Source organism: Mesorhizobium sp. WSM4821, from assembly GCF_055901555.1.
Genome location: NZ_CM148371.1, coordinates 4,930,145 through 4,953,979 on the forward strand (window position 1 = coordinate 4,930,145; position 23,835 = coordinate 4,953,979).

The window sequence follows — 23,835 nt, forward strand, 5'->3', positions numbered from 1 at the left end:
GCTAGTGGCGCACCATGCCGGCGTCGACGTTCAGCGTCTGGCCGGTGATCCAGCGCGCGTCGTCGGAGGCCAGGAACGACACCACATCGGCAATATGTTCCGGTTGCCCTTTGCCTTTCATCGCCTGAAGCATCTCGACGAAGCCGAACGCCTCGTTATGCGGGCTCGCCTTGACGCCATCGCTCTCGATCAGGCCGGGCGTCACCGCGTTGGCGGTGATGTTGTACTTGCCCAGTTCGGTGGCCATCGCCCGGGTGAAGCCGATGACCCCGCCCTTGGCCGCGACATAGGCCGCCATGTTCGGCGTGCCGGCAAAGAAGGTGTTGGAGGCAATGCTGATCACACGTCCGGCTTTGCCGGCGGCACGCATCTGGTCAGTTCCCGCCCGGCTGACGATGAAGGTGCCGGTCAGGTTGACGTCAATGATCTTGCGCCAATGGTCGAGATCGACGTCGTCCCAGGCGACGAACGGCACGATGCTGGCATTGTTGACCAGGATGTCGATCCCTCCGGTCAGCGCCTGGATCTCGGCGAACAGCGCTTTGACCGAAACAGGATCGGAAATGTCGGCGGCAATCGCCTTCGCCATCCCGCCGATCGCAGCCGCCGCCAACCCGGCGCCTTCCGCGTTGATGTCGCTGACGATGACGGTTGCGCCATCGGCGGCCAACCGCGCGGCGATCGCCTTGCCGATCCCTTGTGCGGCCCCGGTAACCAGGGCCGTCTTCCCCCCAAGCCGTTCAGTCATTTCCGTACTCCATGGATCTGTGATGCCGTGAAATCATGTCAGTCGTCGGCGTCGATAGCTGTCAGCGCCGCGTCGATGCCTTTGCCGACCGCGAGCTTCTGGCCCAAGGCATTCATCGCGCCGCCAAGTGCCGTCAGCGCCGCGATCGCATAGATCGGCTGGGCGGTCGGCCCCATATGGCCGATGCGTGTCAGCTTGCCCAATGTTTCGCCACGGCCGGACGAAAACACCACGCCGTAGCGGACGCGCGCGGCCTGGCGAAGCGCCTTCTCGTCGATGCCTGCGGGCGTCCGCACGGCGGTCGTGGTCGGCGACGCGATGGTGTCGCTGGCGGCCCAGATCGACAGGCCCATGGCGGCGACGCCCGCGCGCATGGCCCTGGCGGTGAGCGCGTGGCGCGCCCACACCGTCTCCGGCCCCTCGTTGAGGTAGAGGTCGAGCGCGACGTCGAGCCCGTTCATCTCCGCGACGGACGGCGTGAACGGAAACGGCTGGTCCTTCGACCACGCATGTTCCCAGTCGACGATGCTGAGCATCGAAGCGCGTGGCGCCGAGGGATTTGCCTTCATCTTGCCCCAGGCCCGCTCGCTGACGCCCATCATCGTGAGGCCGGGAGGCGCGCCCAGGCATTTGTTCGGGCCGGTGACGTAGATATCGGCCTTGCAGTCCTGTGGATGCGTTTTCATGCCGCCGAAGGACGAAACGGCATCGACGATCAGATAGGCGCCATGCGCCGAAACCAGCGCGCCGATGGCGTCGATCGGGTTGATGGTGCCCGACGGCGTGTCGTGGTGGCAGACGGAGACGATGGTGATTTCCGGATGCGCTTTCAGCATCTCCGCAACCGCCTGCGGGTCGATCGCCTCATTGTAGGGCACCTCGATTTCGAGCAGATGCGGCGAATAGCGCTTCGCCCAATAGCCAAACCCCTTGCCGTAGACTCCGGAAGCAAGGTTGAGCACGACGTCGTCGGAAGTGATCAGGGAGGCTGCTGCGGCCTCCAGGCCAAGAACCGGCTCGCCATGAAGAATGACCGGCTTGTTCGACAGCCGCATCGCCTTCTGCGCCTTATCGACAACACCCTCGTAGAAGAGCTGGAACGCTGGGTCGTAGTCGTAGAGCACGGTGCGACCGAGGCCGCGCAGCACGTCGGGATAGGCGTTCACCGGCCCCGCGGTCAGCGTGATGACCGGTTCGGCATGTTCGAGATAGCGCATGATCGTGTTCTCCGCATTGGCGGCGGTCAGCCGTAGAATTGCGTGCCGGTCCTGTAGGTCTTGAAGTTTTCCATGTCGTGCGAATACAGCAGCTCGGCACCATGGTCCTCGGCGAGCTTCTTCACCTTGCGCATAGAGTTGACACCCGCCACCGGGTCGATGTGGAAAGCCGCCTGGCACAGCGTTTCAAGGCTCTTTTGCGTGTAGGCCGCATCGATGGTGAACATGATCGGCTTGCGCTTGGGAAACTCCACCAGCAGGCTGTAATGGCCGATCGAGTGACCGGGCGTCGAGATCAGCCTAACGCCCCTGGCAAGGTCGACGTCGCCGTCGATGCCCTCGAAGGTCGAGTTGGCGCGCGTCGTGCCTTCCAGCAATTGCGCGGTCGCGCCACGCGCTTCGGCGGCCTCGGCCGAAAAGCTCAGATCCGAATAGCCGAGATGCTCGAAGGGCTGGGGATTGCAGGCCTGCGGCACCTCGGTCCGGTGGCAGATCTTCTTGGCATGCGGAAAATACTTGTTGCCGCCGCAATGGTCGAAGTGGAAATGCGAGTTGACGACGACGTCAATGTCCTTCGGCTCGAGGCCGAGCAGGGCCAGGGCGCCGGGGATGGTCTGGTGCTTTTCCTGGATCGGCTTTTCGAAAGGCAGCACCTTCATAACGTGATCGTAGTCGTAGCCGGAGTCGATGAGGAACCGGCCCTCGGCATGCTCGATCAGGATCGAGTAGACGGGAAAGCGCACTTCGCCGCCGGGGCCGCGATTCCAGAATACGTGATAGCCGTCGAGAACGAGCGAGCCGCCGTCGAGCAGGTAGACCTTGGTGTCCGACATTCTTGTCTCCTCTTCCTTTGGCGCGGGTCCCGGCCGCGCTTGAACTGTGATCAGCGCGCGCCGCGCTCGTACGGAATGCCGAGCGCCGCCGGCAGACTGGCCCGCCGGCCGAACAGCACCAGCATGATCATCACCGCCAGGAACGGCAGCATCTGGATGATGTCGGTTGGTATATTGATGCCGGCCACCTGCATGGCGGTCGTCAGCGACAGGCAGACGCCGAACAGCAACGCCCCTAACAGAACCCAGGCCGGGCGACCGCGCGCCAGCATGGCCAGCACGATGCCGAGAAAGCCCGCTCCATTGGTGATGAAGGGAATGAACAGGCCGGCGCCGACATTGGCGAGAAAGGCGCCGCCGAGGCCGGCCAGAGCTCCGGTCGTCAGCACGGCGATGGTGCGGGTTCGCATGACATCGATGCCGGCGACATCAAGCGCGGCCGGCTTGTCGCCTGCAGCCTGCAGGTTGAGGCCGAGCTGAGTGCGCCGATAGATGTAGCCCATGGCGAAAACCAGCGCGACCGCCAGATAGACGATGAGATGCTGCCTGAACAGCGCCGGGCCGACGACCGGAATGTCCGACAACAACGGAATGATCGTGACGTCCACCGCCGGCAAGCGGGGATAGCTGCGCGAAAACTGGAAATGGTGGAGCAGTGCCGTCAGGCCTTCTAGCCCCAGGGTCAGCGCGATGCCGATGACGATCTGGTTCAGCCCGATGCGCACGCACAGCAGCGCCATGACAAGCGCCACCGCGATGCCGCCGGCAGCGCCGGTGAAGAAGCCGAGCCACAGCGATCCGGAATAAAAGGCGCCGACGAAGCCGAGATAGGCGCCGGCCAGCATCATTCCCTCGATTCCGATGTTTAGCACGCCGGCTTTTTCCGACATCTGCTCGCCGAGGCCGGCGAGCAGCAGGGGGATCGCTGCGGTTACCGCGCCGAACAAAAGCGCGCTAAGAAAGACTTCGCTGAACAGCCCGGTCATGCTTCAGGCCCTCCGCGACTGGTTGTAGCGGTGATCCACATATTCGGCGAGCGCGAGCACGATCAGCACGATGGAGACCAGCACCAGCGTGAAATGATTGGGCACGCCGAGCCGCCGCGCAGCACTCTCGCCGCCGATCGACAGCGCCGAGAGCAGGAACACGAAACCGATGGCGGCAAAGCCGTTCATGCGGGCAAGGAACACGACGGGGATGACGGCCAGCCCATAGGCGGGGTTCCAGTCGGCGCGGACGTTACCCTGGACGCCGAGGATATCGACAGCGCCGGCAAGGCCTGCCAGCCCGGCCGAAATGGCGAAGACGGCGATGGTCAGCTTCGGCACGCCAAGCCCCGAATGGATCGCCGCGCGGGGGTTTGCCCCCACGATCCTCAGCTTCAGCCCGAACGCCGTGCGCGTCATCACCAGATGCACAATGATGATCGCCGCCAGTCCTAGGAGGAGGCCGCTGGTAATGGTCGTTTCGAACAGCCGCGGCAGCCTGTCCTCGACCGGCAAGGTGCGGGTCTGCGGCACGGTTGTGCCCGGATCGCGAAACACCAGCTTGACCAGCACATTGGCCAGCGAGGTGCCCAGGAAGGTCATCATCAGCGTGGTGATGATCTCGTTGACGCCCTGATATGCGCGCAGCAAGGCCGGCACCAGCGACCAGATCATCGCAACCACCATGGCGATCACGAACGAGCAGACGAGCGCCAGCCAGGCCGGCATGATCTGCACGAAAACCGGAGCGCCGGCGGCCGCCGTTACCGCACCGAGCAGGAACTGGCCATCACCGCCGAGATTCCACATGCCCGCCCGAAAGGCCACGATCAGGCCGGCGGCAAGAAACAGCAGCGGCGCCATGCGCGTCAGCGTCTGCTGGATGCCGAGCGGCGATAAAAGCCCTCTCTCGAGGACAAAGCCGTAGTAGGCAAGCGGATCGACGCCGACGGCAAGCAGGATGCAGCCGGCGATGATCAGCGCGGCCAGGATGGGGCCGAGTGTCATCAGCAGCCGATGCTGGATATCGCGGCGCGTTGCCACCGCGGCGGTGGCGTCGAGGGCGGTTGCGCCCGCGGAGGGGGCGGTCTCGATGCTCATGCGGCAAGTCCGATCATCAAGCGACCGACCTTGGTGCGGGCATCGTCGACATTCTCGACGGTGCCGACGATCGACCCGTTCGAGATGACGGCGATACGGTCGCACATGCTAAGCAACTCCTCGAGGTCGGTGGAGATGAGCAGCACGGCAAGGCCGCGCGCCGCAGTGTCGCGGATTCGCTGGCGCGACGCCAATGTGTTGGCGAGATCGAGCCCATAGGTCGGCTTGTTGAAGATCACCACCTTCGCGCCTTCGGCGAGCTCGCGCGCCAGGAGCACCTTCTGGATATTGCCGCCGGAGAGCCGGCCGACCGGCGTTTTCAGGCTGGGCGTACGCACGTCATATTCGCGGACGAGCTGAGCGGCGCGCCTGTCGATTTCGGCGCGTTGCTCGACACCTCTACGCCAGAACGGCGCCGCACCCACCTGCTTGAGGAAGAAGTTGACCGAGACCGGGAAGGTTCCGACCGTGCCCTCGCCGAGCCGGTCGTCGGTCAGGTAGCGAAGGCCTCGCTGGCGGCGTTCGCCGACGCCTAGTGCCTCGATGGGCGCTCCCTCCAGCCGCACCGAGCCGCCCACGATCGCACGCTGACCGGCCAGCGCCTCCGCGAGTTGCTTCTGGCCATTGCCGTCGATACCGGCGATGCCCAACAACTCGCCTGCGCGAATGTCGAACGAAATCGACGACAAGCCCGGCGCGTCGTCTGTCGGCGCAACCGCAAGATCTTGGACCTGAAGCAGCGCAGCCGCTTCGGCGTGAATGGCGCGGACCGGGCGGTCAGCCGCTTCCGGATCGTCCTTCCGCTTGCCGAACATCAATTCGACGATCTCCGAAATGATCGCCTGCTCGCCCAGAGCGCGAAACCGCTCGGGAGGAATTTCGCCGACCTTGCGCCCGAGTTTGAGCACCGAGATGCGATCGCCGAAGGCAGCCGCCTCCTTGAGCTTGTGGGTGATGAAGACGATCGCCAACCCTTGTTCGACCAAGCGTCGCATTAACGCGCCCAGCTCATCGATGCCCTTCGGCGTCAGCATCGAGGTCGACTCGTCGAGGATCAGGAGCCGGCTGTTGCGCACCATCGCGCGCAAGATCTCGACCTGCTGCTGTTCGCCGAGCGAAAGCTCGGACACCTTGGCATGCAGCCTGACCGTGATGCCGAGCGTTCCGGTGATTTCGGCGACGCGCGCTTCCAGCTCTTCGGTCTTGGGGCGCTGCCACCATGGTCCGCCGAGCAACAGGTTTTCCGCCACCGTGAGCGTCGGCACCAGCATCATGTGCTGAAATACGGTTCCGATGCCGAGCGCCAGTGCATGGCGCGGCGACCTGATCGCGGTAGGTTCGCCATCGACAAGTATGCGTCCCTCGTCCGGTTGCTGCAGGCCCGACAGCATGCCGATCAAGGTGGATTTTCCAGCGCCGTTTTCACCGAGCAGCACATGCACCTCGCCCGGACGGATTGCCAGATCGATGCCGTCATTGGCGACCACGCCGGGGAACCGTTTCGTCACGCCTTCAAGCGCGACAATGTCGCGCGTGTCGACCGACAATGAGGAAGCACTGCTCATGAAAGCCCGGGCCTTGAAACATGAAATCGATCCGGAGGGGTGACCTGGTCACCCCTCCGGCAGCCTGCCTTTGATCGCCTTACTGGGCGACGCTGGTCATCAGCGCCCTGACGGCTGCTGCATCATAGACCGGCTCGACCTTGGTTTTGCCGGAAATGACGTCTTCGCGCAGCGCCTGGATCTGCGCCCAAACGTCGTCCGGGACAGCAGCGGTCTTCAGAAGCTTGACCGAATCGTCCTTGAGGCCGATCGAGTAGCTCTTGGTGCCGAACGTATCGGCTTTCAGGTCGGCGATCATCGCCGCATAGACCGGCTCGATGTTCCAGACCACCGACGAAAGCAGAAAACCTTTGTCGATCGGGGTCTTGTCGCCGATGACGTCGATGAAATAGACCTTGCCGCCATCACCGGCCTTGGTCGTCTCGACTGCCTGCAGCATTCCGAAGCTCGAGCCGTTGCCTTGGCCGAAGATGACGTCGGCGCCCGATGCGATCACGCTTTCGGTGACGCGCTTGCCGCCGGCCGCATCGCTGTAGGCGGCGGGCCCGATCACCGCATAGGTGACCTTGACGTCCGGGTTCTCGGCCTTCACGCCCTGCGCGAACGCCGCCGACTGCGAGTTCCACGATGGCGGCTCACCCGAAACGACGATGCCGACCGACTTGGAGCGCGACATCTTGGCGGCGAGACGGCCGGCAAGGTATGCGCCCTCGTGGCCGCTCAGCGTGTAGTCGGCCACGAGCCCCTTCTCCAGGCCGGTCGGGGTGTCGACGATCGCAACCGGGACTTTGGTCTCCTTGGCGATTTCGGGGGCCGCGGTGTTATAGCCGCTGGCATGGGCGATCAGCAGGCTGGCGCCGTCGGACGCCAATTCGCGCAATGTCGGGCGCACGTCGCCATAGCCGAGCCCCTGCGCCACCACTATCTCGACGCCAGCCGCTTTCGCCGCCGCTTTGGCGGCGTCGATGCCCTGCTGGTTCCAGCCATAGTCGGTGCCTTCTTCCGGCGCCAGGATGGCAATGGACTTGACTTCGGCGGCAAGTGCGTTGCCCAGCAAGAGGCCGCTCAATATAACAGCGCTTACGCTGCTCTTCAGAAACTTAGACATGTTACCCTCTCTGTTCGGTTGACCCAAGATATTCTTATTGTTATTGCGCAAAAGCGAGGTAGACTACCTGAACAATTACGTCAGGAATTCAGGCAAGGTGGTTGTGCGATACATCCTTCCAGTGATGCTGGCGTTCACGTCGTTCGCCAACGCGGTTGAATTGCGGCACGTCACCGTGCGGACCGGCACCGACGGGCTCGCTCCCGTGCCGCTGACGATTTCGAATGCCGGGCGCAAGGCGCTTTCCTGCAATGCCGACTTCGCCCATTGGTATTCGGCCGCGGTCGCCACCGCGGCGCCCGGCAAGAGCGCTCTTGTCGAGCTGTGGTTCGATCCCAAAACCGGGACGTTTGCGATTCTCAACGACAAGCGCGAAAACCTGCCTGTCGAGCGGCTGTGGTGCGGCCTGTCGGGCCGTGCCTACGCCACGCGCGTGCAGATCGCGCTCGACCGCACCAGTGCCGCACAGGGGCACGTGGCCGTGACATGCAGCAGCGCGGACGACGGGCTGGCCTGCCGGTAGACGCTCGCTTTTTGCCAAGTCAGACACTGCCCCCGACCTTCACTCTGCCGCCAGGAACTTGTCGGTGAAGACGTCGTCCGCCGACAAGGCCGTTTTGAGCACGCCCTGATCCGTCAGCGTCTTCAAGGTTTCCTCCCATTGGGTCTTCGTCATCCAGCCGAGGCCGTGTTCCTTCGTCGCCGGGCTGTTGAACGTCGAGGCGATGTCGGCCTTGAGCTGGGCCAGCAGCACGTCCTTCTTTTCCGCATAGCCCGGAACGGCCTTGGCGGTGATCTCGGCGGCTTCTTCCGGATGGGCCGCGACATAGTCGAAAGCTTCCCGATAAGCCTTCACGAAGCGCCGCACGACATCGGGCTTGTCCTTGATCATTGCTTCGGAAGTGAACAGCCCCGAGCCATAGGCCTTCCAGCCGTGGTCCGCACCGAGCATGATGCTCAGCGAACCGGGACCGCCGGCCTTGGCTTCAAGTTCAGGCACTTCGGCGTCGAGATAGCCGACCACCGTCTGCACGCGTCCGAGCAGCAGGTAGCTCTCGTAAGGCGGCGAGACGCTGTTGAGCGTCATATCCTTCTCGCTCATGCCGTTGGCGGCCAGGAAGCCCCTGAAGAAGATGTAAGTCGAGCCGGCAGGGTGGATGCCGATGGTCAGGCCCTTGAGGTCGGAAGGCTTGGTCAGCTTGAGCGTCTTGGCGAGCGATATAACACCCAGCGGGGACTGCTGATTGACTGCCGCCAGCGCCACGACGGGAACATTCTGCGACCTTGCCACGGCAAGCGTGGGAAGATCGCCGAAACCGAATTCAGCGTTGCCGTTGCCGACGAAGCGCATGGCATCCGGCGAGCCGGACCCTTTGCGGACATCCGCCACATCGATGTCGTTCTTGGCGAAAAAGCCCTTTTCCTTGCCGACGAAGAACATGGCGTGATTGCCGCGTACCACCCAGTCGAGCTGGACGTTGACGGTGTCGGCCGCAAGGGACGCGTTCGAGAAGCCAAGCGCGCCGACAAACGCGGCAAAGGTGGCTGCCTTGATAAGAAAGCGTCTCAGCATTGTTGTTCCCTTCTTTGATCTTGGTTGTTCTAGGCCTGGCTGAATTTCGGTGCCCATGGCACGACGATGCGTTCGAGAAATTCGGCCGCGTAGTAGAACGCGATACCGAGCACGGAAACGAGCAGCAATGCCGCGAAGACCAAGGCCGTGTCGAGCTGGGTCGACGCGAACTGGATGACGTAGCCTAGCCCGTCCGAGGCTCCGGCAAATTCGCCGACGATCGCGCCGATCACACTCAGGGTGGCGGCGATCTTGGTTCCTGCCATGAGGCTCGGCAGCGAGTGTGGGACGCGGATCCTGAACAAGATCTGGGTCGGGCTGGCGCCGACCGAATTCATCAGCGACAGAAGCGAGCGGTCGACCGATTGCATGCCGGCGAGCATCGACAGCGTCACCGGGAAGAAGGCGATGACCAGGATCAGGCCGATCTTCGGTGCGAGCCCATAGCCGAACCAGAGGATGAAGATCGGAGCAAGCGCGACCTTCGGAACGTTCTGGAACAGCACCACGAGCGGATACAGTGCGCGCCCCAGCCAGTCGAAACGCACAATGACGAGAGCCAGCGCTATGCCGACCACGACCGAGACAAGAAAGCCAAACAGGATTTCGCCCGCAGTGACTACCGTCGCCTGCGCGAGAACATCCCATTGCGCGACGAGCGATCGCGCGACCTCGGACGGCGCAGGAACGATAAAGGAGGATATCGAGAAGATCCGCACCGCGGCTTCCCACACCAGGATCGTCGCCAGCAAAAGGATAACCGCCGGAAGCCAACTGCGTGTCGCCGCGTTCCAGCCGGAAACGGACTGCGACGCGGAGGTATCGATAGTGGATTGCTTGCTCACGACGCGCCTCCCGGCTGATGGCTGGAGCGCAGCATCCCTCGAAGCTGAAGCACCAGCCTTACAAATTCGGGGATCTCGGCCACGGAAGCGTCGCGCGGATAGGGCAGCGAGACATCCAAGCTTTGCGTAATGCGTCCTGGGTTGATTCCCAACACATGAACCTGACTGGACAAATGAATGGCTTCGTCGATCGAATGCGTCACCAGGACAATCGTCTTGCCGGTCCGCTGCCAGATCTCGAGCAGCGACTGGCCCATCGAATCGCGGGTGATCGCATCAAGCGCGCCAAACGGCTCGTCCATAAGCAAGACCGCCGGATCGAGCGCCAGGGCCCGGGCGATGGCGACCCGCTGCCGCATGCCGCCAGACAATTCGTTTGGGCGCTTGTGGGCGGCATCGCCAAGCCCCACCAGTTCCAGCATCTCCTGCCCGCGCGCTCGCAACGCCGAGCGCGACATCGACTTGTCGGCGATGCCCAGCAGCATCGAGGCATTGTCGACGGCATTTTTCCACGGCAGCAGGTTGGCGTCCTGGAAGACGAGCCCGATCATCCGCTTGCGCGCCGCCTCGCCTGGCGAAACGCCGGCGATCGAGACGCTGCCGCTGCTCGGGCTGACCAGCCCAGCCAGCACCTTGAGCAATGTGCTCTTGCCACAACCCGAAGGACCGATCAGGGAAACGAACGAACCTTGCGGAACCGAAAGGTCTATATCCCTGAGGATCAGCTGCCGGTTCTGATCCGTGCCCATGACCACCGAAACGCCCCTGGCGGAAATGAGGTCGGCGTGGCGCATATGGACCGGTCTGCCGCCGGCGGGTCGAATGGTTTCAACCTGCATGGTCGGTCACCCCATGCATTGTCATTGGCCGCCGCTGTACAATCTTGATGGCACGGTCCGCATGAGCGGCCAACCGGGTGAAATCCCCAACACGGCCAGCCTCGTGCGCCACTTGTGCCATCGCCTACTCCCGGCCTTCGAGTATGCGGCGCACCGCGACCAGCTTGCGCGCCCGTTCGCCTTGCAGCGCCTTTATCTGTTCGGGTGTGTAGGAGAACATGCCCTCGCCCGACTTGATGCCGAACTTCGACGCACTGGTCTTCTCCAACACGACCGGGGCGACGTCGTCGCGATTGGAAAGATCGGCATTCAGGAACGAAGAGACGGATTTGTAGATATCGAGTCCCGCCATATCGAGCAGCGCCATCGGCCCGATGACGGCGATTTTGTAGCCGATGCCCCATGAGACGCAGGTGTCGAGATCTTCCGGTTCGATGACGCCGCGCTCGACCAGGTCGACCGCTTCGCGCAGCAGCGCGTAGAGCACGCGATTTTCGACGAAGCCGGGGACATCCTTCTTCACGACCACCGGCAACAGGCCGATCGAGCGGATCAGGTCGCGGATCGTCGCCACGGTTTCAGGCGCGGTCTCCTCGCCGCCGATCACCTCGATCATCGGAATGATGTGCGGCGGGTTCGACCAGTGCATGCCGACCATCCGTTCGGGATGGGAGATATGGGCCTGCAGCCTGGTGATCGGAATGCCCGACGTGTCCGAGGCGACGATGACCGAAGAGCCGATCAGCGGGTCGATGGCGCGATAGGTTTCGGCCTTGGTATCGATATTCTCGGGCACATTCTCGATGACCAATTCCGCCGCATCGACAGCCTCGGCGATGGTCCCCACAAAGCGCACCACGCCTGCCCCCGACGCTGGCGCCTTGATGTCGAGACGGTCCAGAACCCCGCCCGCCATGTCGAGCATGCCGCGGGCGCGTTCGACCGCGGCATCGGAAACATCGTACGCCGCCACATCGAGCCCACCGCGCGACAGCCGCGCGGCGATGCCCGGACCCATCGTTCCCAGTCCGATGAGGGCGGCGCGCTTGATCATCATGCGGCCTTTGCGGGTGCGGCCGCGGTCGCCGCCTTGAAGGCAGGGCGCGCCTCGATCGCGGCCACCCAGCGCTCGAGATTCGGCAGCGACGGCCGCTCGATCTTGAAATCGATGCAGCGTTTCAGGATCGGCGCGCAGGCGATGTCGGCTATGGACAGCTTGCCGAGCGCCAGGAAATCCTTGCCGGCCAGATGCCCGTCGATGATCTTGAGCTGCGCCACCAGGTCCTTCACCTGCTCCTTGTATTCGGCTGTCTGCTCCTCGGGCGCCAGCTTCGCGCCCTTGAAGGCTGCGAGATAACCAGGATTGACCGCAGCCAGGAGAAAATCCATCCAGCGCTCGACCTCGGTCTTCTCCGCCGGCGTGGCCCCATTCAACTGCTCGCCGCCGGATGCCGCGAGATAGCGCAGGATGGTGTTGGATTCCCAGATCACGGTGTCGCCGTCGACCAGCGTCGGGACTTTCGAGGTCGGATTGAGCGCCTTGTATTCGGCCGTCTGGGTGTTTTCGAACTGACGTCCATAATCTTCGCGCTTGTACGGCGCACCAAGCTCCTCGAGCATGAAGAGCACCTTTTGAACATTGCCCGATGTCTGGCGGCCTAACAGCTTGTACATGTCGTCTCCTCGATTATCGTCGTGGCCTACTTGCCGCCCGGCAGCGGCTTGTAGACGATGGCGTCCATTTCGATCTTGGTGTTGATGACGGCCTTTGCCTCGACCGTGGTGCGCGCCAGCACCGCGTCGCCGATCCCTTCGAGGAAAGCCTTGTTGTAGCGGCCGAAGTCGCGCGTATCCTCGAGATATGTGGTGATCCGCACGACGTCGGAGAGCGTTGCGCCCTCATGCGCTATGACACGCGCGATGGTCTTCAGCGTAGCCAGCGTCTCTTCCTCGATCGTGCCGCTGATCATGTTGTTGTTCTCGTCCTTCGGCACCTGACCGGAGACGAAAATGAAATCGCCGGCACGCACCGCTGGATGAAACGGCAGGTTCGGATTTTTCTTGCCGATGGCGTAATGGCTGGCGGATTTTCGCGTGCTGTCGTTCAACCTATCCCCCTCAGAGAACGCTGGTTTCGATGATGTCGACGCCACGGATGCGATCGATCAGGTAGACGATGCCGCGGTCGTCGATGGTGACGTCATTGGACGAGGAACGCTCGGCGCCTTCCGGCGCGTCGGGTACGAAATGACCGACCTCCTTGGGTGCGAACGGGTCGGCGATGTCGACCAGCCGCAGCCCTTGAGCGAACCAGGCAAAGGGAATGATGGTGCCCTTGAACCGCTCGGAAGGCTGATGGCAGCCCGTCATCGGCGGTTGCGGTGCGCCGTCGGTGTCGAGGCCAGGCACCTGGAAGGTCGAGATCGGCAGCGGGTTGGTGTCGTCGGTGATGTCGTAGATCCAGGTGAAGGCCGGCGGCGAAGGTCGAAGTTTGGCGACATCCTCGTCCGCCACCACCATGATGTTGCGGCCCTTGAGCGGCTGCGGGATCGGCAGGCATGTGTGCGTGGGATGTGGAAAGCTCGGGCTCGAATTGACGTGCGAGACAAGCTTCGGCTTCGAAATGTCGGAAATGTCGAGGATGAACAGGCCGTGATGCCAGTAACTGACATAGAGCCGGTCGCCCATACGCAACGGATGGTGGCAGCGTGGCGTGACATAGTCATCCCACGGGTATTCTTCGCCGCCGCCGGACCACTGGCCCGGGATCCACCAGCGCCCGACCTCGACCGGGTTCACCGGATCGATCAGGTCGAGGATCATCACGATGTTGCCGACATAGCCGTCGGCGGTTGGCGAGATATAGGCGTAACGGCCGTCATAGTCGTAGCGATGCACGCCGTGGCCGCCGGTCATCCACTTCGAGATGAGCCTCGGCTCCGCCGGTCGTGTCGTGTCGTAAAGCGCCAGGCCACCGCCGAAATCGGCCGGGCCCGCATTGCCGAAGCGCTCGTGATTGATGATCATCAAGCCGTCCTGGGCCCGCACCTTGTGCGAGTGCCAGCCCGGCGGAACGTCGATCGTCGCGATCTTCTTCGGATTGCGCGGGTCTGAAATGTCGACCAGAGTCGTGCCGCTCGGCGGTCGCATATGGCCGATATAGAGGACATTGCCGTCGACCCAGACCTGACCTCCGCCCGGACAGTCGACATGGCCGATCTGTTTGGTGTTGAACGCCGAAACCAAATGCGTACGCCCTTGCTGCTGAAAGTCTTTTCGGTGTCCACGCCGCGATGGAGCGGCGTGGACATTCTTCGCCGCGAGATCAGGCGAGGCGGAGCAGATCGCCGGCCTGGTTGCGGCCCCAGCGCTTGTAGAGGAGCAGCGCCTTCTGCGTCGGCGCATCGGTCGCGCCGAAGAAGATGACCGGTTCCGTAGAGGAGCCGTTGACATGCTCGACCCAGGAACCACCCGGTATCGCGATCGTGTCGAACTGGTTCCAGTCGTAGCGCTTGCCGTCGATGATCGAATGGCCATTGCCGCGGAACGGCGCCAACAGCAGGCTGGCGGTCTCGCGCTGCGGCAGCGTCTTTTCGCCCGGCCGCAGCATCTGGACGTAGAAGTTGATCGTGCGGAAGACCGGGCCGCCGGTGGTGGGGTCGACATAGTCGATGACGATGCCTTCGTGCGGATCGCCATCCCAGTCCTTGTGCGCGTCGAGGATCGCTTCCATCTTTTCCCAGCGATAGACATACATCGGCGACGACAGGCCGCCGCCGCGCTTGTGGTCGACGAAGCGCGGCATCAAGCCGCCCTCGCCATAGATTCGCTGCGAATAATCGGCCGGGAAACGGGCAGTCTGTACCTTCTTCTCGACTTCCTTGCCGTCGACCATCTCGGTGTATTTGTGATCGAAATGCACGGCGTGGAGCGTCTCTACCAGCGGAAGGTCGAGAACCGAAAGGTTGACCGCCTGTTCGCCGCCGACCGTGCCGTGATTGTGCCAGGCGTCGTTAGGGGTCAGCACCATGTCGCCAGGACCGAAAACCACATCCTCGCCCTCGACGCCGGTAAAGTTGCCCTTGCCTGTCAGGCCAAAACGTATGGCGCTCGGCGAATGCTTGTGGGGCGGCATGATCTCGTCTGGATCATTCAGGCGGTAGGCGGTGTACATCGTGCTGACACTTGCGCGTTTGGGCGCGAGACCCGGATTGACCAGGATCAGCGACCGGCGCTCGCTGTCGTCCATGGTCACCAGTTCCGCGGCGCGCTGCAGCAGCGGCTCGATGTCGGCATAGGACCAGACGAAGGGAATCGCTTTCGACGTCGCCATGAGCTGCTTGATCTCGTCGTGATCAACGCCTTCCGATGTCGCCCAGAACGGAAACATGTTCTTTTCGTAGAGGGCGTCATAGAGGCCCTTCAGCGCCGCCTTCTTGTTGGTGACGGTAAGGTCTGCTGGTTGCGCCATGGACATGTCTTGACACCCCTCTTCACGAAGAAAATGCGTTTAACCAACTCAACCGTATTCGGATTGGTTTTCCACGACAATCCCAAAACTAAGAATTTTTGAAATTTTTGGTTGGATGCTCTTTTGAACGGCAAATACCCCGAAAAACGGCACATGGGTCAAAAATATACCAAAAACCAGCCGATCCGACAGATGCATATCGCCCCATGACGACCGCGGCGATCGCCCGGCAGTCCAACCAACCTCGAATTTCTATGCTCAACCAAAGGAGAACTGGTTGAACCTGGGCGACGCTTGTCAGGCCGCCATGCTTTGTTCGGCATGGCTGCGGATCAGGTCCGACGCCTTTTCGGCAATCATGATGACCGCCGCATTGATGTTGCCGCAGACGAGATCCGGCATGACGGAAGCGTCCACCACGCGAAGACCGGCAACGCCGCGCACACGCAGTTGCGGATCGACCACCGACTCGGCGTCGACACCCATGCGGCAAGTGCCGGCCGGATGATGCACGGTGATCGATGTCTTGCGGATATGCTCGTCGATCTGGTCATCGCTGTCGTATTTGGGCCCCGGGAAGAACTCCGCCCCGACAAAAGGCGCCATCGACGGCTGCGCCGCGAGGTTTCGCGCGATGCGGAAGCCGGCGCGGAGCGACTGCCAGTCACGCGGCGAAGACAGGAAATTCTGGTGGATCAGCGGCGCGGCCAACGGGTCGTTCGACGCCAGCTTCACGCTCCCCCTGCTCTCCGGCTGGACGGCGACGATGCGGGTCGCAAAGCCGTCGGCGAAGGGCGCCTTGAATGGCGACATATAAGGCCATGCTGCAAGCGGTGCTGCCGTGAAAAGCAACTGTACGTCCGGCAACGGCCGGCTTGCATCGCTTTTCAGGAACGCCACGACCCCGCCAGGCACATCTCCGGAAAAACCCTTTCCAGTAAAATAGGTCTTGACAAAATCCAAGCCGATACGATCGGCCCGCATCATCTTGAGGAATGGTCCCGGCTGCTTGCGCCGATACATCAAAATGACCGACACATGATCCTGCAGGTTCTTGCCGACCTGCGGACGCTCGACTTTCGTCTCGATGCCATGTGCTGCGAGCCCGTCGCCATCACCGATCCCCGACAGCATCAGCAGCTGAGGCGTGTTGATGACGCCGCCGGCAAGCAGAACCTCACGCCGCGCCGAGACAAGGTGGGCCGCGCCGCCCCTGGTGTAGGCGATGCCCGTGGCGCGGCCATCCTTCAGCAGAATCCTCGTCGCCATTGCGCCGGTCAGCACCTTGACATTGCCGCGGCGCATGGCGGGCCGCAGATAGGCCGACGCGGTCGAACAGCGGCGACCGTTGGCGATCGTCATCTGCAGGCGGCCAAAGCCTTCCTGCATGGCGCCATTGTAGTCGTCGGTCTGGGGATATCCGGCATCCCGGCTGGCCGTGGCGAAGGCATCGATCAAATCGTCCTTGTAACGGCAGAACTGAGTGTTCAGCGGCCCGCTGCCGCCGCGATAGTGGCTTGCGCCGTTTTCCCAGCGTTCCTGTTTCTTGAAATAAGGCAGCACCTTGTCGAACGACCAATCGGTCAGGCCGCTGGCCGCCCAGCGATCGTAGTCGCCACGATTGCCGCGCACATAGGCCATGGCATTGGTGGACGAGGACCCGCCGATGACCTTGCCGCGCGCGCATTCGACCTTGCGCCCGCCAACATTGGCCTCGGGCTCGCAGAAATACATCCAGTCGTGACGGCGCTCGGTCAGGATCTTGCCCCAGCCGAGCGGGATGTGAATCATCGGATCGCGATCCCAATCCCCCGCTTCCAGAAGCAGCACCGAAACCGCAGGATCTTCACTCAGGCGGCTTGCAAGCACGCAGCCGGCCGACCCGGCTCCGACAATGACATAGTCAAAGGCTTCCCCAAACGGCATGCACGGTCCTCGGAATAAGGACGGCCCGCCGCATGAGAGCCGTCAAAACAACTGCGGCACTCAACCACCGTGCAACTGGTGTTGTCAACCATCGCATGCAGATGTAAATTGGTTGAGTTGGTTGAGTGCCGCCCAGCAGGTTTCGTGTCACAATGTGATAATCGGGCGCTGAGTCGGCCGCTGCCGATCGGACAGGAGATTTGGTTTTGAGCGCATTCGAGCCACAGATCGTACCATCGGATCTCGATGACATCATTGCAGCGATCCGCCAGTTGCAGCAGGGCGGCGGCAAGCTCCCGTCCGAGCGTGATCTTGCCGAACATCTGAACGTGAAGCGCCATCAGCTTCGCAAGGCGCTCGACCTGCTACGCCGGTCAGGCGACTTGAGGCCGGCGCGCGCCAGGCGTGCGCCAACCGCCCTGCCCCGATATGGCGAAGAGCTTGTGAGAGTAACCAACCCGATCGAAGTCCTGGAGTTGCGCCTGCTGATGGAGCCGGGCCTCGCCCGGCTGGCGTCGCTGCGCGCCTCCTCGTTCGAGACGGCGCGGATAATCGATGCGGCAACCACGCCGGAGAATGCCTCGTCGGGCGCCGTCGATTTCGCTTTCCATCTCGCCATCGTCGCTGCCGCCCGCAATCATCTTGCCGCTGAATTCTACAAGATGCTGCGCCAGGTCGGGGTCGATGCGCGGGTGAAGATCGCACGTACCGCGGCACCCACCTGCCCCAAGCGGATCGCCGAGCGCGACGGCGAACATCGTCTGATTGCCGAAGCGATCTCGAACCGCGACCCGGAAGCAGCCGAGGCGGCCATGCGCGCGCATTTGCTGTCCGTGCAAAGACAGATCACGGAACGGTCGAACGCCGGCGCCTTTGCCGCATGATCGTTTCGCGTTCTAGCCAGCCAGCCTGCTCGTGGGGACTTTCAAATTGATGCGTCATTTCGACGTGCTGATCGTCGGCGCGGGGTCCGCCGGCTCGGTCTTGGCCAGCCGGCTAAGCGAGGACGGATCGTGCCAGGTCGGCCTGATTGAGGCCGGGATCATGCCGTCCGATCCCGATATCGCCGACCCGCTGAAATGGACGATGCTGCAAGGCCGCGCCTATGACTGGGCGTATCGGACGGTGCCGCAACCCTTTACCGCAAACCGGGTGCATGAATGGCCACGTGGAAAGATCGTCGGCGGTTCGAGCTGCCTGCATGCCATGGCCTATGTGCGCGGTCATCCCAGTGATTTCCAACCCTGGGCAGAGGCCGGCGGCGAGCGCTGGTCCTATCGGGGGCTGCTGCCGGGCTTTGTCCGCAGTGAGGCCTTCACGGCCTTCGACGCGCCGTCGCGCGGCCGCAGCGGGCCGCTGGACGTCTATCTGCCTGATGCGGAGGTGAGCCCCGTCGTCCGCGCTTATATGGCCGCGGGCCAAGCCATGGGGATCCCCGTCCTGACCGACCACAACAGCGGCGAGTTGACTGGCACCAGCCCCAATTCGCTGAACATCCGCGACGGCAAGCGCCTGAGCGTCGCCGACGCCTACCTGCCGCCGGCGGTCATGGCGCGACCGAACCTCGCCTTGCTCACCGCGCATGAGGTCGAGCACCTCGTGCTGGATAGCCACCGGGCAACCGGTGTGACTGTTACCTGCAAAGGAGAGACCATGACGGTCTCCGCCGACAGGATCGTTCTTTGCTCCGGCGCGGTGTCCTCGCCGCTCATCCTCATGCGGTCGGGTATTGGCGATCCGGATACGCTGAAGCGCGCGAGAATACGCTGCCTGGCCGACCGAAGCGATGTCGGCCGCAATCTGCAGGACCATCTGCTGGCTCTTGGAAACGTCTACAGCACGAAAAAGCCGGTGCCGCCGTCGCGCCTGCAGCATTCCGAATCGCTGATGTACCTGCACGGCAGCGATCCAACGCATTCGACGGGAAGCCCCGATATCGTACTCGCCTGCGTCGTCGCTCCGTCAGCCGCGGATGGCTTGAGTGCACCGCCCTACGGCTCGGCTTTCACGATTCTATGCGGCGTCACCCACCCGACCAGCCGTGGGCGCATCGCGCCAAGCGGGCCGGACAGTGGCGATGCGCCCATTATCGACCCGCATTACCTCGAAACCGAGCACGACCGGGCGGTTTTCCGGACGGCCCTGCGAACGGCGCGCACGATCGGTCATCATGCAGCGCTCGACGAGTGGCGCGACGCGGAAGTTCTGCCGGGACCGCGGGTGCAGTCGGACGACGACCTGGACGCTTTCATCGCGAGCGCTGCATCCACGCATCATCATCCTGCCGGCACGTGCAGGATGGGCGGGGATGCAGACGCCGTCGTCGACCCGGATTTGCGGCTGAACGGCTTCGACAACATCTTCATCGTCGACGCGTCGGTGATGCCGACGATCCCGAGCGGACCGATCAATGCGTCGATAGTCGCCATCGCGGAAAGCTGGGCGTCAGCTCCGCCCGGCGCATGACCCGAAAATCCCTAGCGGTCTATTCCGCCCAGAGCTCGCGGCGCAGTTCGCGCCAGCTTTCCTTGTCAGGTGCGACCAGCAGGCCACCTCCGACGTGCGAAGGCAGATAGGCGCTGGCGTCGAAATGCGCGGCGTAACCGCCGGCCTCGGCGTGGATCAGTACGCCCGCCAGATGATCCCACGGCATCAGCTTGTTGTAGACGACGAAATGAGCGTGGCCACTCGCCAGCAGACGGTATTCGTGAGCCGCGCAGCGATAGCCGAATTGCGACAGGGATTTCGTCTGGTTGCGCGCCAGCCGCGACCGTTCCGGCTCGGGCATGTATTGCCAGGAAACCGCGCCGGTCATTTGCGACATCGGCACGGGCTCGGCGACATGCACCTTCTCCAGAGTGCCATGCGCATGCCGTATGTGGCTGCCAGCACCCTTGGCGCCGATCAGCCAGTCCTTGCCGACGGGGTCGTGAATGATGCCGGCGACGGTCTCGCCCTTCACCACGACGCCGAGCATGACGCCGAACAGCGGCACGCCGGAGGCGAAGTTGAAGGTGCCGTCGACCGGATCGACGACGAAGCCGAGGTCGGCATCGCCGAGACCCTGGAGCAGCGTCGGATCGTCGGAACAAGCCTCCTCGCCGACGATCATCGCATGGGGGTAGCGCTCACGCAGCCTGACGGTGATCAGCCGCTCGGCATTGACGTCGGCCTCCGTCACCAGGTCGGCCGCAGAGGTCTTCTGGCGAACCTCGCCTTCATCAAGCCGGCGAAAGCGCGGCATGATCTCGGCAATGGCGGCGTCGGACAGAAGGTTGGCAAGCCAGTCGATCTCGGCTTCGTCAAATGTCATCGGGAATGTCTTGCCTTGTGGTGAGGGTCTCGTTGAGGGCGGCGAAATCGAACAGCTTTCTGTCGAGCAGGTGCGAGGGCCGCACATTGGTCATGGCGTGGATCATCGTGTCCTTACGGCCGGGCATGCGCTTCTCGATGTCGTCGAGCATCGCCTTCATCGCATTGCGCTGCAGGCCATCCTGGCTGCCGCACAGATCGCACGGGATGATTGGGAACTTCATGGCGCTGGCGAATTTTTCGAGATCGGCCTCGGCGCAATAGGCAAGCGGCCGCAGCACCATGACGTCGCCGTCGTCGTTGAGCAGCTTTGGCGGCATGGCGGCAAGGCGCCCGCCGTGGAACAGGTTCATGAAGAAGGTTTCCAGTATGTCCTCACGGTGGTGGCCGAGCACCAAGGCCGAGCAGCCCTCCTCGCGGGCGATCCGGTAGAGATGGCCGCGCCTGAGCCGCGAGCACAGCGAACAGTAGGTGCTGCCCTCGGGAAGCTTGTCGGTCACCACCGAATAGGTGTCCTGATATTCGATGCGGTATGGAATGGCGTGGCTATCGAGATAGTCGGGCAGAATGTGTTTCGGAAAATTCGGTTGGCCCTGGTCGAGATTGCAGGCCAACAGCTCGACCGGCAGCAGCCCGCGCCATTTGAGGTCGAGCAGCACAGCGAGCAGGCCGTAGGAATCCTTGCCGCCCGACAGAGCGACGAGCCAGCGATCGCCAGGCCTCACCATCGAAAAATCGTCGAGCGCCTGACGGGCGAGACGCAGCAGCCGCTTACGCAGCTTGTTGAACTCGACGGAGGACGGCACATCGGCAAACAGCGGATGAAAGCCGCCTTCGGAGTCTGCGATCGGCTCGAGTGCTTTGGCGTCTGGCAGCATGTTCATGGCGCGTCGGCCTTAAAAATCTCTGTTGCCGCCCGGATTAGCGCATCGGCCCGAAAATCGAAATCGATTTTCGAAAAGCACGATGCGCAAATAAAACGAACTGAAGATGGCGGCCAAAGAAAAGGCCGCCTCGACGGGCGGCCTTCGATGCTGTCGCAGACGGGATGCGTCCGATCAGCGCGAATAGAATTCGACGACCAGGTTCGGCTCCATCTGCACGGCGAAGGGAACATCCGAGAGGCCGGGGATGCGTCCGAAGGTCGCGGTCATCTTGTTATGGTCGACCTCGATGTAATCAGGCACGTCGCGCTCGGCCAGGCCTACCGATTCCAGGACGATCACCAGCTGCTTCGACTTTTCGCGCACTTCGATGAGGTCGCCCGGCTTGCAGCGGTATGAGCCAATGTTGACGCGCTTGCCGTTGACGTTGATGTGGCCGTGGTTGACGAACTGGCGGGCGGCAAAAATGGTCGGCACGAACTTGGCGCGGTAGACGACCGCATCGAGGCGCGATTCGAGCAGGCCGATCAGATTCTCCGAGGTGTCGCCCTTGCGGCGGTCCGCCTCTTCATAGACCTTGCGGAACTGCTTTTCCGAAACGTCGCCGTAGTGACCCTTCAGCTTCTGCTTGGCACGCAGCTGCAGGCCGAAATCGGAAAGCTTGCCCTTGCGGCGCTGGCCGTGCTGGCCGGGACCGTATTCGCGTTTGTTGACCGGGGATTTCGGGCGGCCCCAGATGTTTTCGCCGAGACGGCGGTCGATCTTGTATTTCGCGGATTCGCGCTTGCTCATCGCATTCCCTTTCAAAACAACACACCCGGAACCTGATGGTCCGGGTGAAGGAAACGCGCCCTCCTCTGGCCCCCGTTTTCGAGACCTGACAGGGTTTTCCCACGCAACGCGGCGGAAAACCCACGGGACACGTCATTCTAGACAAGACCTGAGGAAGGATAGATCGGCTTCCCAAACGTCTTGCGCACATAAAGAAACCACCGGGCGTTGCGGCCCGGTGTTGGTGGGCTGATTAAACGGAGATCGAACCGGTGTCAAGCTTGCGGCCGGCGCTGTTCATGGCAGGCGGATACGGGCGCGGCGTTCAGCAAGAAGATGGTGTGGCAGCGTGGTCATCGCAAGGCCATCCGCCACAAGGCACCACGCTGCAGCGAGGCTTGGAGAGCGCTGGTTGCGGCTCGCTGAGGGACCGCTTCGACGCTTCCATTGAAAGCGCGTGATTTCGACCGCGGGCTTATGTTTGGGCCCGTCGCGTGGAACCGAACCGGCCCGCCCGGCGGGACGTGCCCGGTCGAAAAGGGCGGACTAGTGTTTCGATTTCTTCTCGGGCAAGCCCTTGCGCTTGGTCTCGGCGAATTCCTCGAGCTGCTTTTCGCTCATGGATTTGTACATCCCCTTCGATGCGCCTTTGAGCTCGCTTTTCTTTGTCTCGCCACGCTTGGCGGACAATGCCGCGCCGGCGGCTTTCTGCTGGGCCTTTGATGTGGCTGGCATGATCGCTTCTCCCGTTTGCAATAGGAGGAAACGTATCGGTCGGGATGATGTTCCTAAACATCAGGAAATCGCCAGGCCAAATCCCTGCATCAGGCGGCGAGTCGGGAAATCAACCCGCTTTGAGGTGAAGACAGCAAGATCGGCGCCTTCCGACAACGCCTCGCCGCGATTCTTTGGCTCGATGTCCGCAAGCAGCGAGAGCGCCCGTCGCGCAATCGCTTCGGCGGGGTCGAGCCAATCGACCGGCCAGGGTGCTGTCTTGCGCATGCGGTTGGCCAGAAAAGGATAGTGAGTGCAGGCAAGCACGACGATGTCGGTCCGCAGCTCATCATGTTCGACGAAGCATGGTGCGATCTCGGCACGCACGGCCTCTTCGTCGACAAAGCCCTCACGCATATAGACCTCGGCCAGCCCGGCCAGATTGTCGCTGCCAACCAGACGGACATGGCATTTCCGAGCCCATTTGCCGATCAGGTCGCGCGTATACTGGCGCTTGACGGTGCCCGGCGTCGCCAGCACCGAAACCAGCCCGGAGCGCGTGCGTTCCGCCGCCGGCTTGATTGCCGGCACCGTGCCGACGAAAGGATGACCGGGAAACCTTTCGCGCAACGCATCGATGACCAGCGTCGAGGCGGTGTTGCAGGCGATGACCGAAATGGCCGGTGAAAACCGGTCGAGCAACTTTCCGAACAGCTCCAGTATATGTGCCCTCAGCGCCGGCTCCTCCCAAGCGCCATAGGGGAAAGCCGCGTCGTCGGCGACATAGACGAAGCGGCGATCGGGCATCAGCACGCGCGCTTCGCGTAGCACCGTTAACCCGCCGATACCGGAATCGAACATCAGGATCGGGCGGACATTTGAGGGGTCGGTCATCGTCATTGATTATGAGAGAGGGCTGGGGACCACGAGAGGAGGCTGGCT

The 23,835-nt window shown here is 62.7% G+C and carries 24 protein-coding genes; 3 read left to right on the forward strand and 21 right to left on the reverse strand.

Annotated elements, in window-relative coordinates; genetic code table 11:
• Position 1: 1 nt before the first annotated feature.
• From pldH to AC0NID_RS24150, 7 genes are all read right to left on the reverse strand, one after another.
• The gene (gene pldH / locus AC0NID_RS24120) at positions 2 to 748 is read right to left on the reverse strand and encodes a pyridoxal 4-dehydrogenase, SDR-type (RefSeq protein WP_473453063.1); all 747 of its coding nucleotides are present in this window, start codon (positions 746 to 748) and stop codon (positions 2 to 4) included.
• 38 nt (positions 749 to 786) lie between these two features.
• The gene (gene ppaT / locus AC0NID_RS24125; protein WP_473453062.1) at positions 787 to 1,965 is read right to left on the reverse strand and encodes a pyridoxamine--pyruvate transaminase; all 1,179 of its coding nucleotides are present in this window, start codon (positions 1,963 to 1,965) and stop codon (positions 787 to 789) included.
• A gap of 26 nt (positions 1,966 to 1,991) precedes the next feature.
• A complete protein-coding gene (pldA, locus tag AC0NID_RS24130; RefSeq protein ID WP_473453061.1) occupies positions 1,992 to 2,798 on the reverse strand; it encodes a 4-pyridoxolactonase in 807 nt (268 codons plus the stop codon).
• 50 nt (positions 2,799 to 2,848) lie between these two features.
• Entirely contained in the window at positions 2,849 to 3,784 is a 936-nt protein-coding gene (locus tag AC0NID_RS24135) for a putative B6 ABC transporter permease subunit 1 (RefSeq protein WP_473453059.1), read from the reverse strand.
• Positions 3,785 to 3,787: 3 nt separating this feature from the next.
• On the reverse strand, positions 3,788 to 4,885 hold the full coding sequence (locus tag AC0NID_RS24140; protein WP_473453058.1) for a putative B6 ABC transporter permease subunit 2: 1,098 nt from the start codon (positions 4,883 to 4,885) through the stop codon (positions 3,788 to 3,790).
• Positions 4,882 to 6,450 carry a putative B6 ABC transporter ATP-binding protein gene (locus AC0NID_RS24145; RefSeq protein WP_473453057.1) on the reverse strand — a complete coding sequence of 523 codons (1,569 nt, stop codon included), beginning with the start codon at positions 6,448 to 6,450 and terminating at the stop codon, positions 4,882 to 4,884. Before AC0NID_RS24145 ends, AC0NID_RS24140 begins: the two co-directional genes overlap by 4 nt.
• A gap of 79 nt (positions 6,451 to 6,529) precedes the next feature.
• Positions 6,530 to 7,558, reverse strand: a complete 1,029-nt coding sequence (locus tag AC0NID_RS24150; RefSeq protein ID WP_473453056.1) for a putative B6 ABC transporter substrate-binding protein — start codon at positions 7,556 to 7,558, stop codon at positions 6,530 to 6,532.
• A gap of 37 nt (positions 7,559 to 7,595) precedes the next feature.
• Here AC0NID_RS24150 and AC0NID_RS24155 point away from each other — a divergent pair, with 37 nt between their 5' ends.
• Entirely contained in the window at positions 7,596 to 8,081 is a 486-nt protein-coding gene (locus tag AC0NID_RS24155; RefSeq protein WP_473453055.1) for a hypothetical protein, read from the forward strand.
• Positions 8,082 to 8,120: 39 nt separating this feature from the next.
• On the opposite strand, the gene AC0NID_RS24160 is transcribed toward AC0NID_RS24155, so the two are convergent.
• The 9 genes from AC0NID_RS24160 to AC0NID_RS24200 form a co-directional block, all read right to left on the reverse strand.
• On the reverse strand, positions 8,121 to 9,131 hold the full coding sequence (locus AC0NID_RS24160) for an ABC transporter substrate-binding protein (RefSeq protein WP_473453054.1): 1,011 nt from the start codon (positions 9,129 to 9,131) through the stop codon (positions 8,121 to 8,123).
• Positions 9,132 to 9,160: 29 nt separating this feature from the next.
• A complete protein-coding gene (locus tag AC0NID_RS24165) occupies positions 9,161 to 9,976 on the reverse strand; it encodes an ABC transporter permease (RefSeq protein WP_473453053.1) in 816 nt (271 codons plus the stop codon).
• Positions 9,973 to 10,815 (reverse strand): ABC transporter ATP-binding protein, encoded by an 843-nt coding sequence (locus AC0NID_RS24170; RefSeq protein WP_473453052.1) that lies wholly within the window; start codon positions 10,813 to 10,815, stop codon positions 9,973 to 9,975. The genes AC0NID_RS24165 and AC0NID_RS24170 overlap by 4 nt, the downstream gene beginning before the upstream one ends.
• 124 nt (positions 10,816 to 10,939) lie before the next feature.
• Entirely contained in the window at positions 10,940 to 11,869 is a 930-nt protein-coding gene (fhmpcd1, locus tag AC0NID_RS24175; RefSeq protein WP_473453322.1) for a 5-formyl-3-hydroxy-2-methylpyridine 4-carboxylate 5-dehydrogenase, read from the reverse strand.
• On the reverse strand, positions 11,869 to 12,489 hold the full coding sequence (locus AC0NID_RS24180) for a glutathione S-transferase family protein (RefSeq protein WP_473453051.1): 621 nt from the start codon (positions 12,487 to 12,489) through the stop codon (positions 11,869 to 11,871). The genes fhmpcd1 and AC0NID_RS24180 overlap by 1 nt, the downstream gene beginning before the upstream one ends.
• A 26-nt stretch (positions 12,490 to 12,515) precedes the next feature.
• Positions 12,516 to 12,923 carry a RidA family protein gene (locus tag AC0NID_RS24185; RefSeq protein ID WP_473453050.1) on the reverse strand — a complete coding sequence of 136 codons (408 nt, stop codon included), beginning with the start codon at positions 12,921 to 12,923 and terminating at the stop codon, positions 12,516 to 12,518.
• 10 nt (positions 12,924 to 12,933) lie between these two features.
• Positions 12,934 to 14,061 (reverse strand): LVIVD repeat-containing protein, encoded by a 1,128-nt coding sequence (locus AC0NID_RS24190; RefSeq protein WP_473453049.1) that lies wholly within the window; start codon positions 14,059 to 14,061, stop codon positions 12,934 to 12,936.
• Between the two features lie 79 nt (positions 14,062 to 14,140).
• Positions 14,141 to 15,286: a cupin domain-containing protein gene (locus tag AC0NID_RS24195; RefSeq protein WP_473453048.1), complete on the reverse strand. Its 1,146-nt coding sequence runs from the start codon at positions 15,284 to 15,286 to the stop codon at positions 14,141 to 14,143.
• 297 nt (positions 15,287 to 15,583) lie between these two features.
• On the reverse strand, positions 15,584 to 17,212 hold the full coding sequence (locus AC0NID_RS24200; protein WP_473453047.1) for a GMC family oxidoreductase: 1,629 nt from the start codon (positions 17,210 to 17,212) through the stop codon (positions 15,584 to 15,586).
• 206 nt (positions 17,213 to 17,418) lie between these two features.
• Between AC0NID_RS24200 and AC0NID_RS24205 the strand changes: the two genes are divergently transcribed.
• Positions 17,419 to 18,096 carry a FadR/GntR family transcriptional regulator gene (locus tag AC0NID_RS24205; RefSeq protein WP_473453046.1) on the forward strand — a complete coding sequence of 226 codons (678 nt, stop codon included), beginning with the start codon at positions 17,419 to 17,421 and terminating at the stop codon, positions 18,094 to 18,096.
• Positions 18,097 to 18,142: 46 nt separating this feature from the next.
• A complete protein-coding gene (locus AC0NID_RS24210) occupies positions 18,143 to 19,678 on the forward strand; it encodes a GMC family oxidoreductase (RefSeq protein WP_473453045.1) in 1,536 nt (511 codons plus the stop codon).
• Between the two features lie 19 nt (positions 19,679 to 19,697).
• Here AC0NID_RS24210 and AC0NID_RS24215 read toward each other — a convergent pair whose 3' ends face one another.
• The 5 genes from AC0NID_RS24215 to murI all read right to left on the reverse strand — a co-directional run bounded on the left by AC0NID_RS24215 (position 19,698) and on the right by murI (position 23,787).
• Positions 19,698 to 20,525 (reverse strand): inositol monophosphatase family protein, encoded by an 828-nt coding sequence (locus AC0NID_RS24215; RefSeq protein ID WP_473453044.1) that lies wholly within the window; start codon positions 20,523 to 20,525, stop codon positions 19,698 to 19,700.
• Positions 20,515 to 21,408 (reverse strand): tRNA 2-thiocytidine(32) synthetase TtcA, encoded by an 894-nt coding sequence (gene ttcA, locus AC0NID_RS24220; RefSeq protein ID WP_473453043.1) that lies wholly within the window; start codon positions 21,406 to 21,408, stop codon positions 20,515 to 20,517. Before ttcA ends, AC0NID_RS24215 begins: the two co-directional genes overlap by 11 nt.
• A 174-nt stretch (positions 21,409 to 21,582) precedes the next feature.
• Positions 21,583 to 22,200 carry a 30S ribosomal protein S4 gene (gene rpsD, locus AC0NID_RS24225; protein WP_352955181.1) on the reverse strand — a complete coding sequence of 206 codons (618 nt, stop codon included), beginning with the start codon at positions 22,198 to 22,200 and terminating at the stop codon, positions 21,583 to 21,585.
• Between the two features lie 525 nt (positions 22,201 to 22,725).
• Complete coding sequence (locus AC0NID_RS24230) at positions 22,726 to 22,914, reverse strand: DUF3008 family protein (protein ID WP_023717374.1); 189 nt, start codon at positions 22,912 to 22,914, stop codon at positions 22,726 to 22,728.
• 60 nt (positions 22,915 to 22,974) lie between these two features.
• Positions 22,975 to 23,787 carry a glutamate racemase gene (murI, locus tag AC0NID_RS24235; RefSeq protein WP_473453042.1) on the reverse strand — a complete coding sequence of 271 codons (813 nt, stop codon included), beginning with the start codon at positions 23,785 to 23,787 and terminating at the stop codon, positions 22,975 to 22,977.
• Between the last annotated feature and the right edge of the window lie 48 nt (positions 23,788 to 23,835).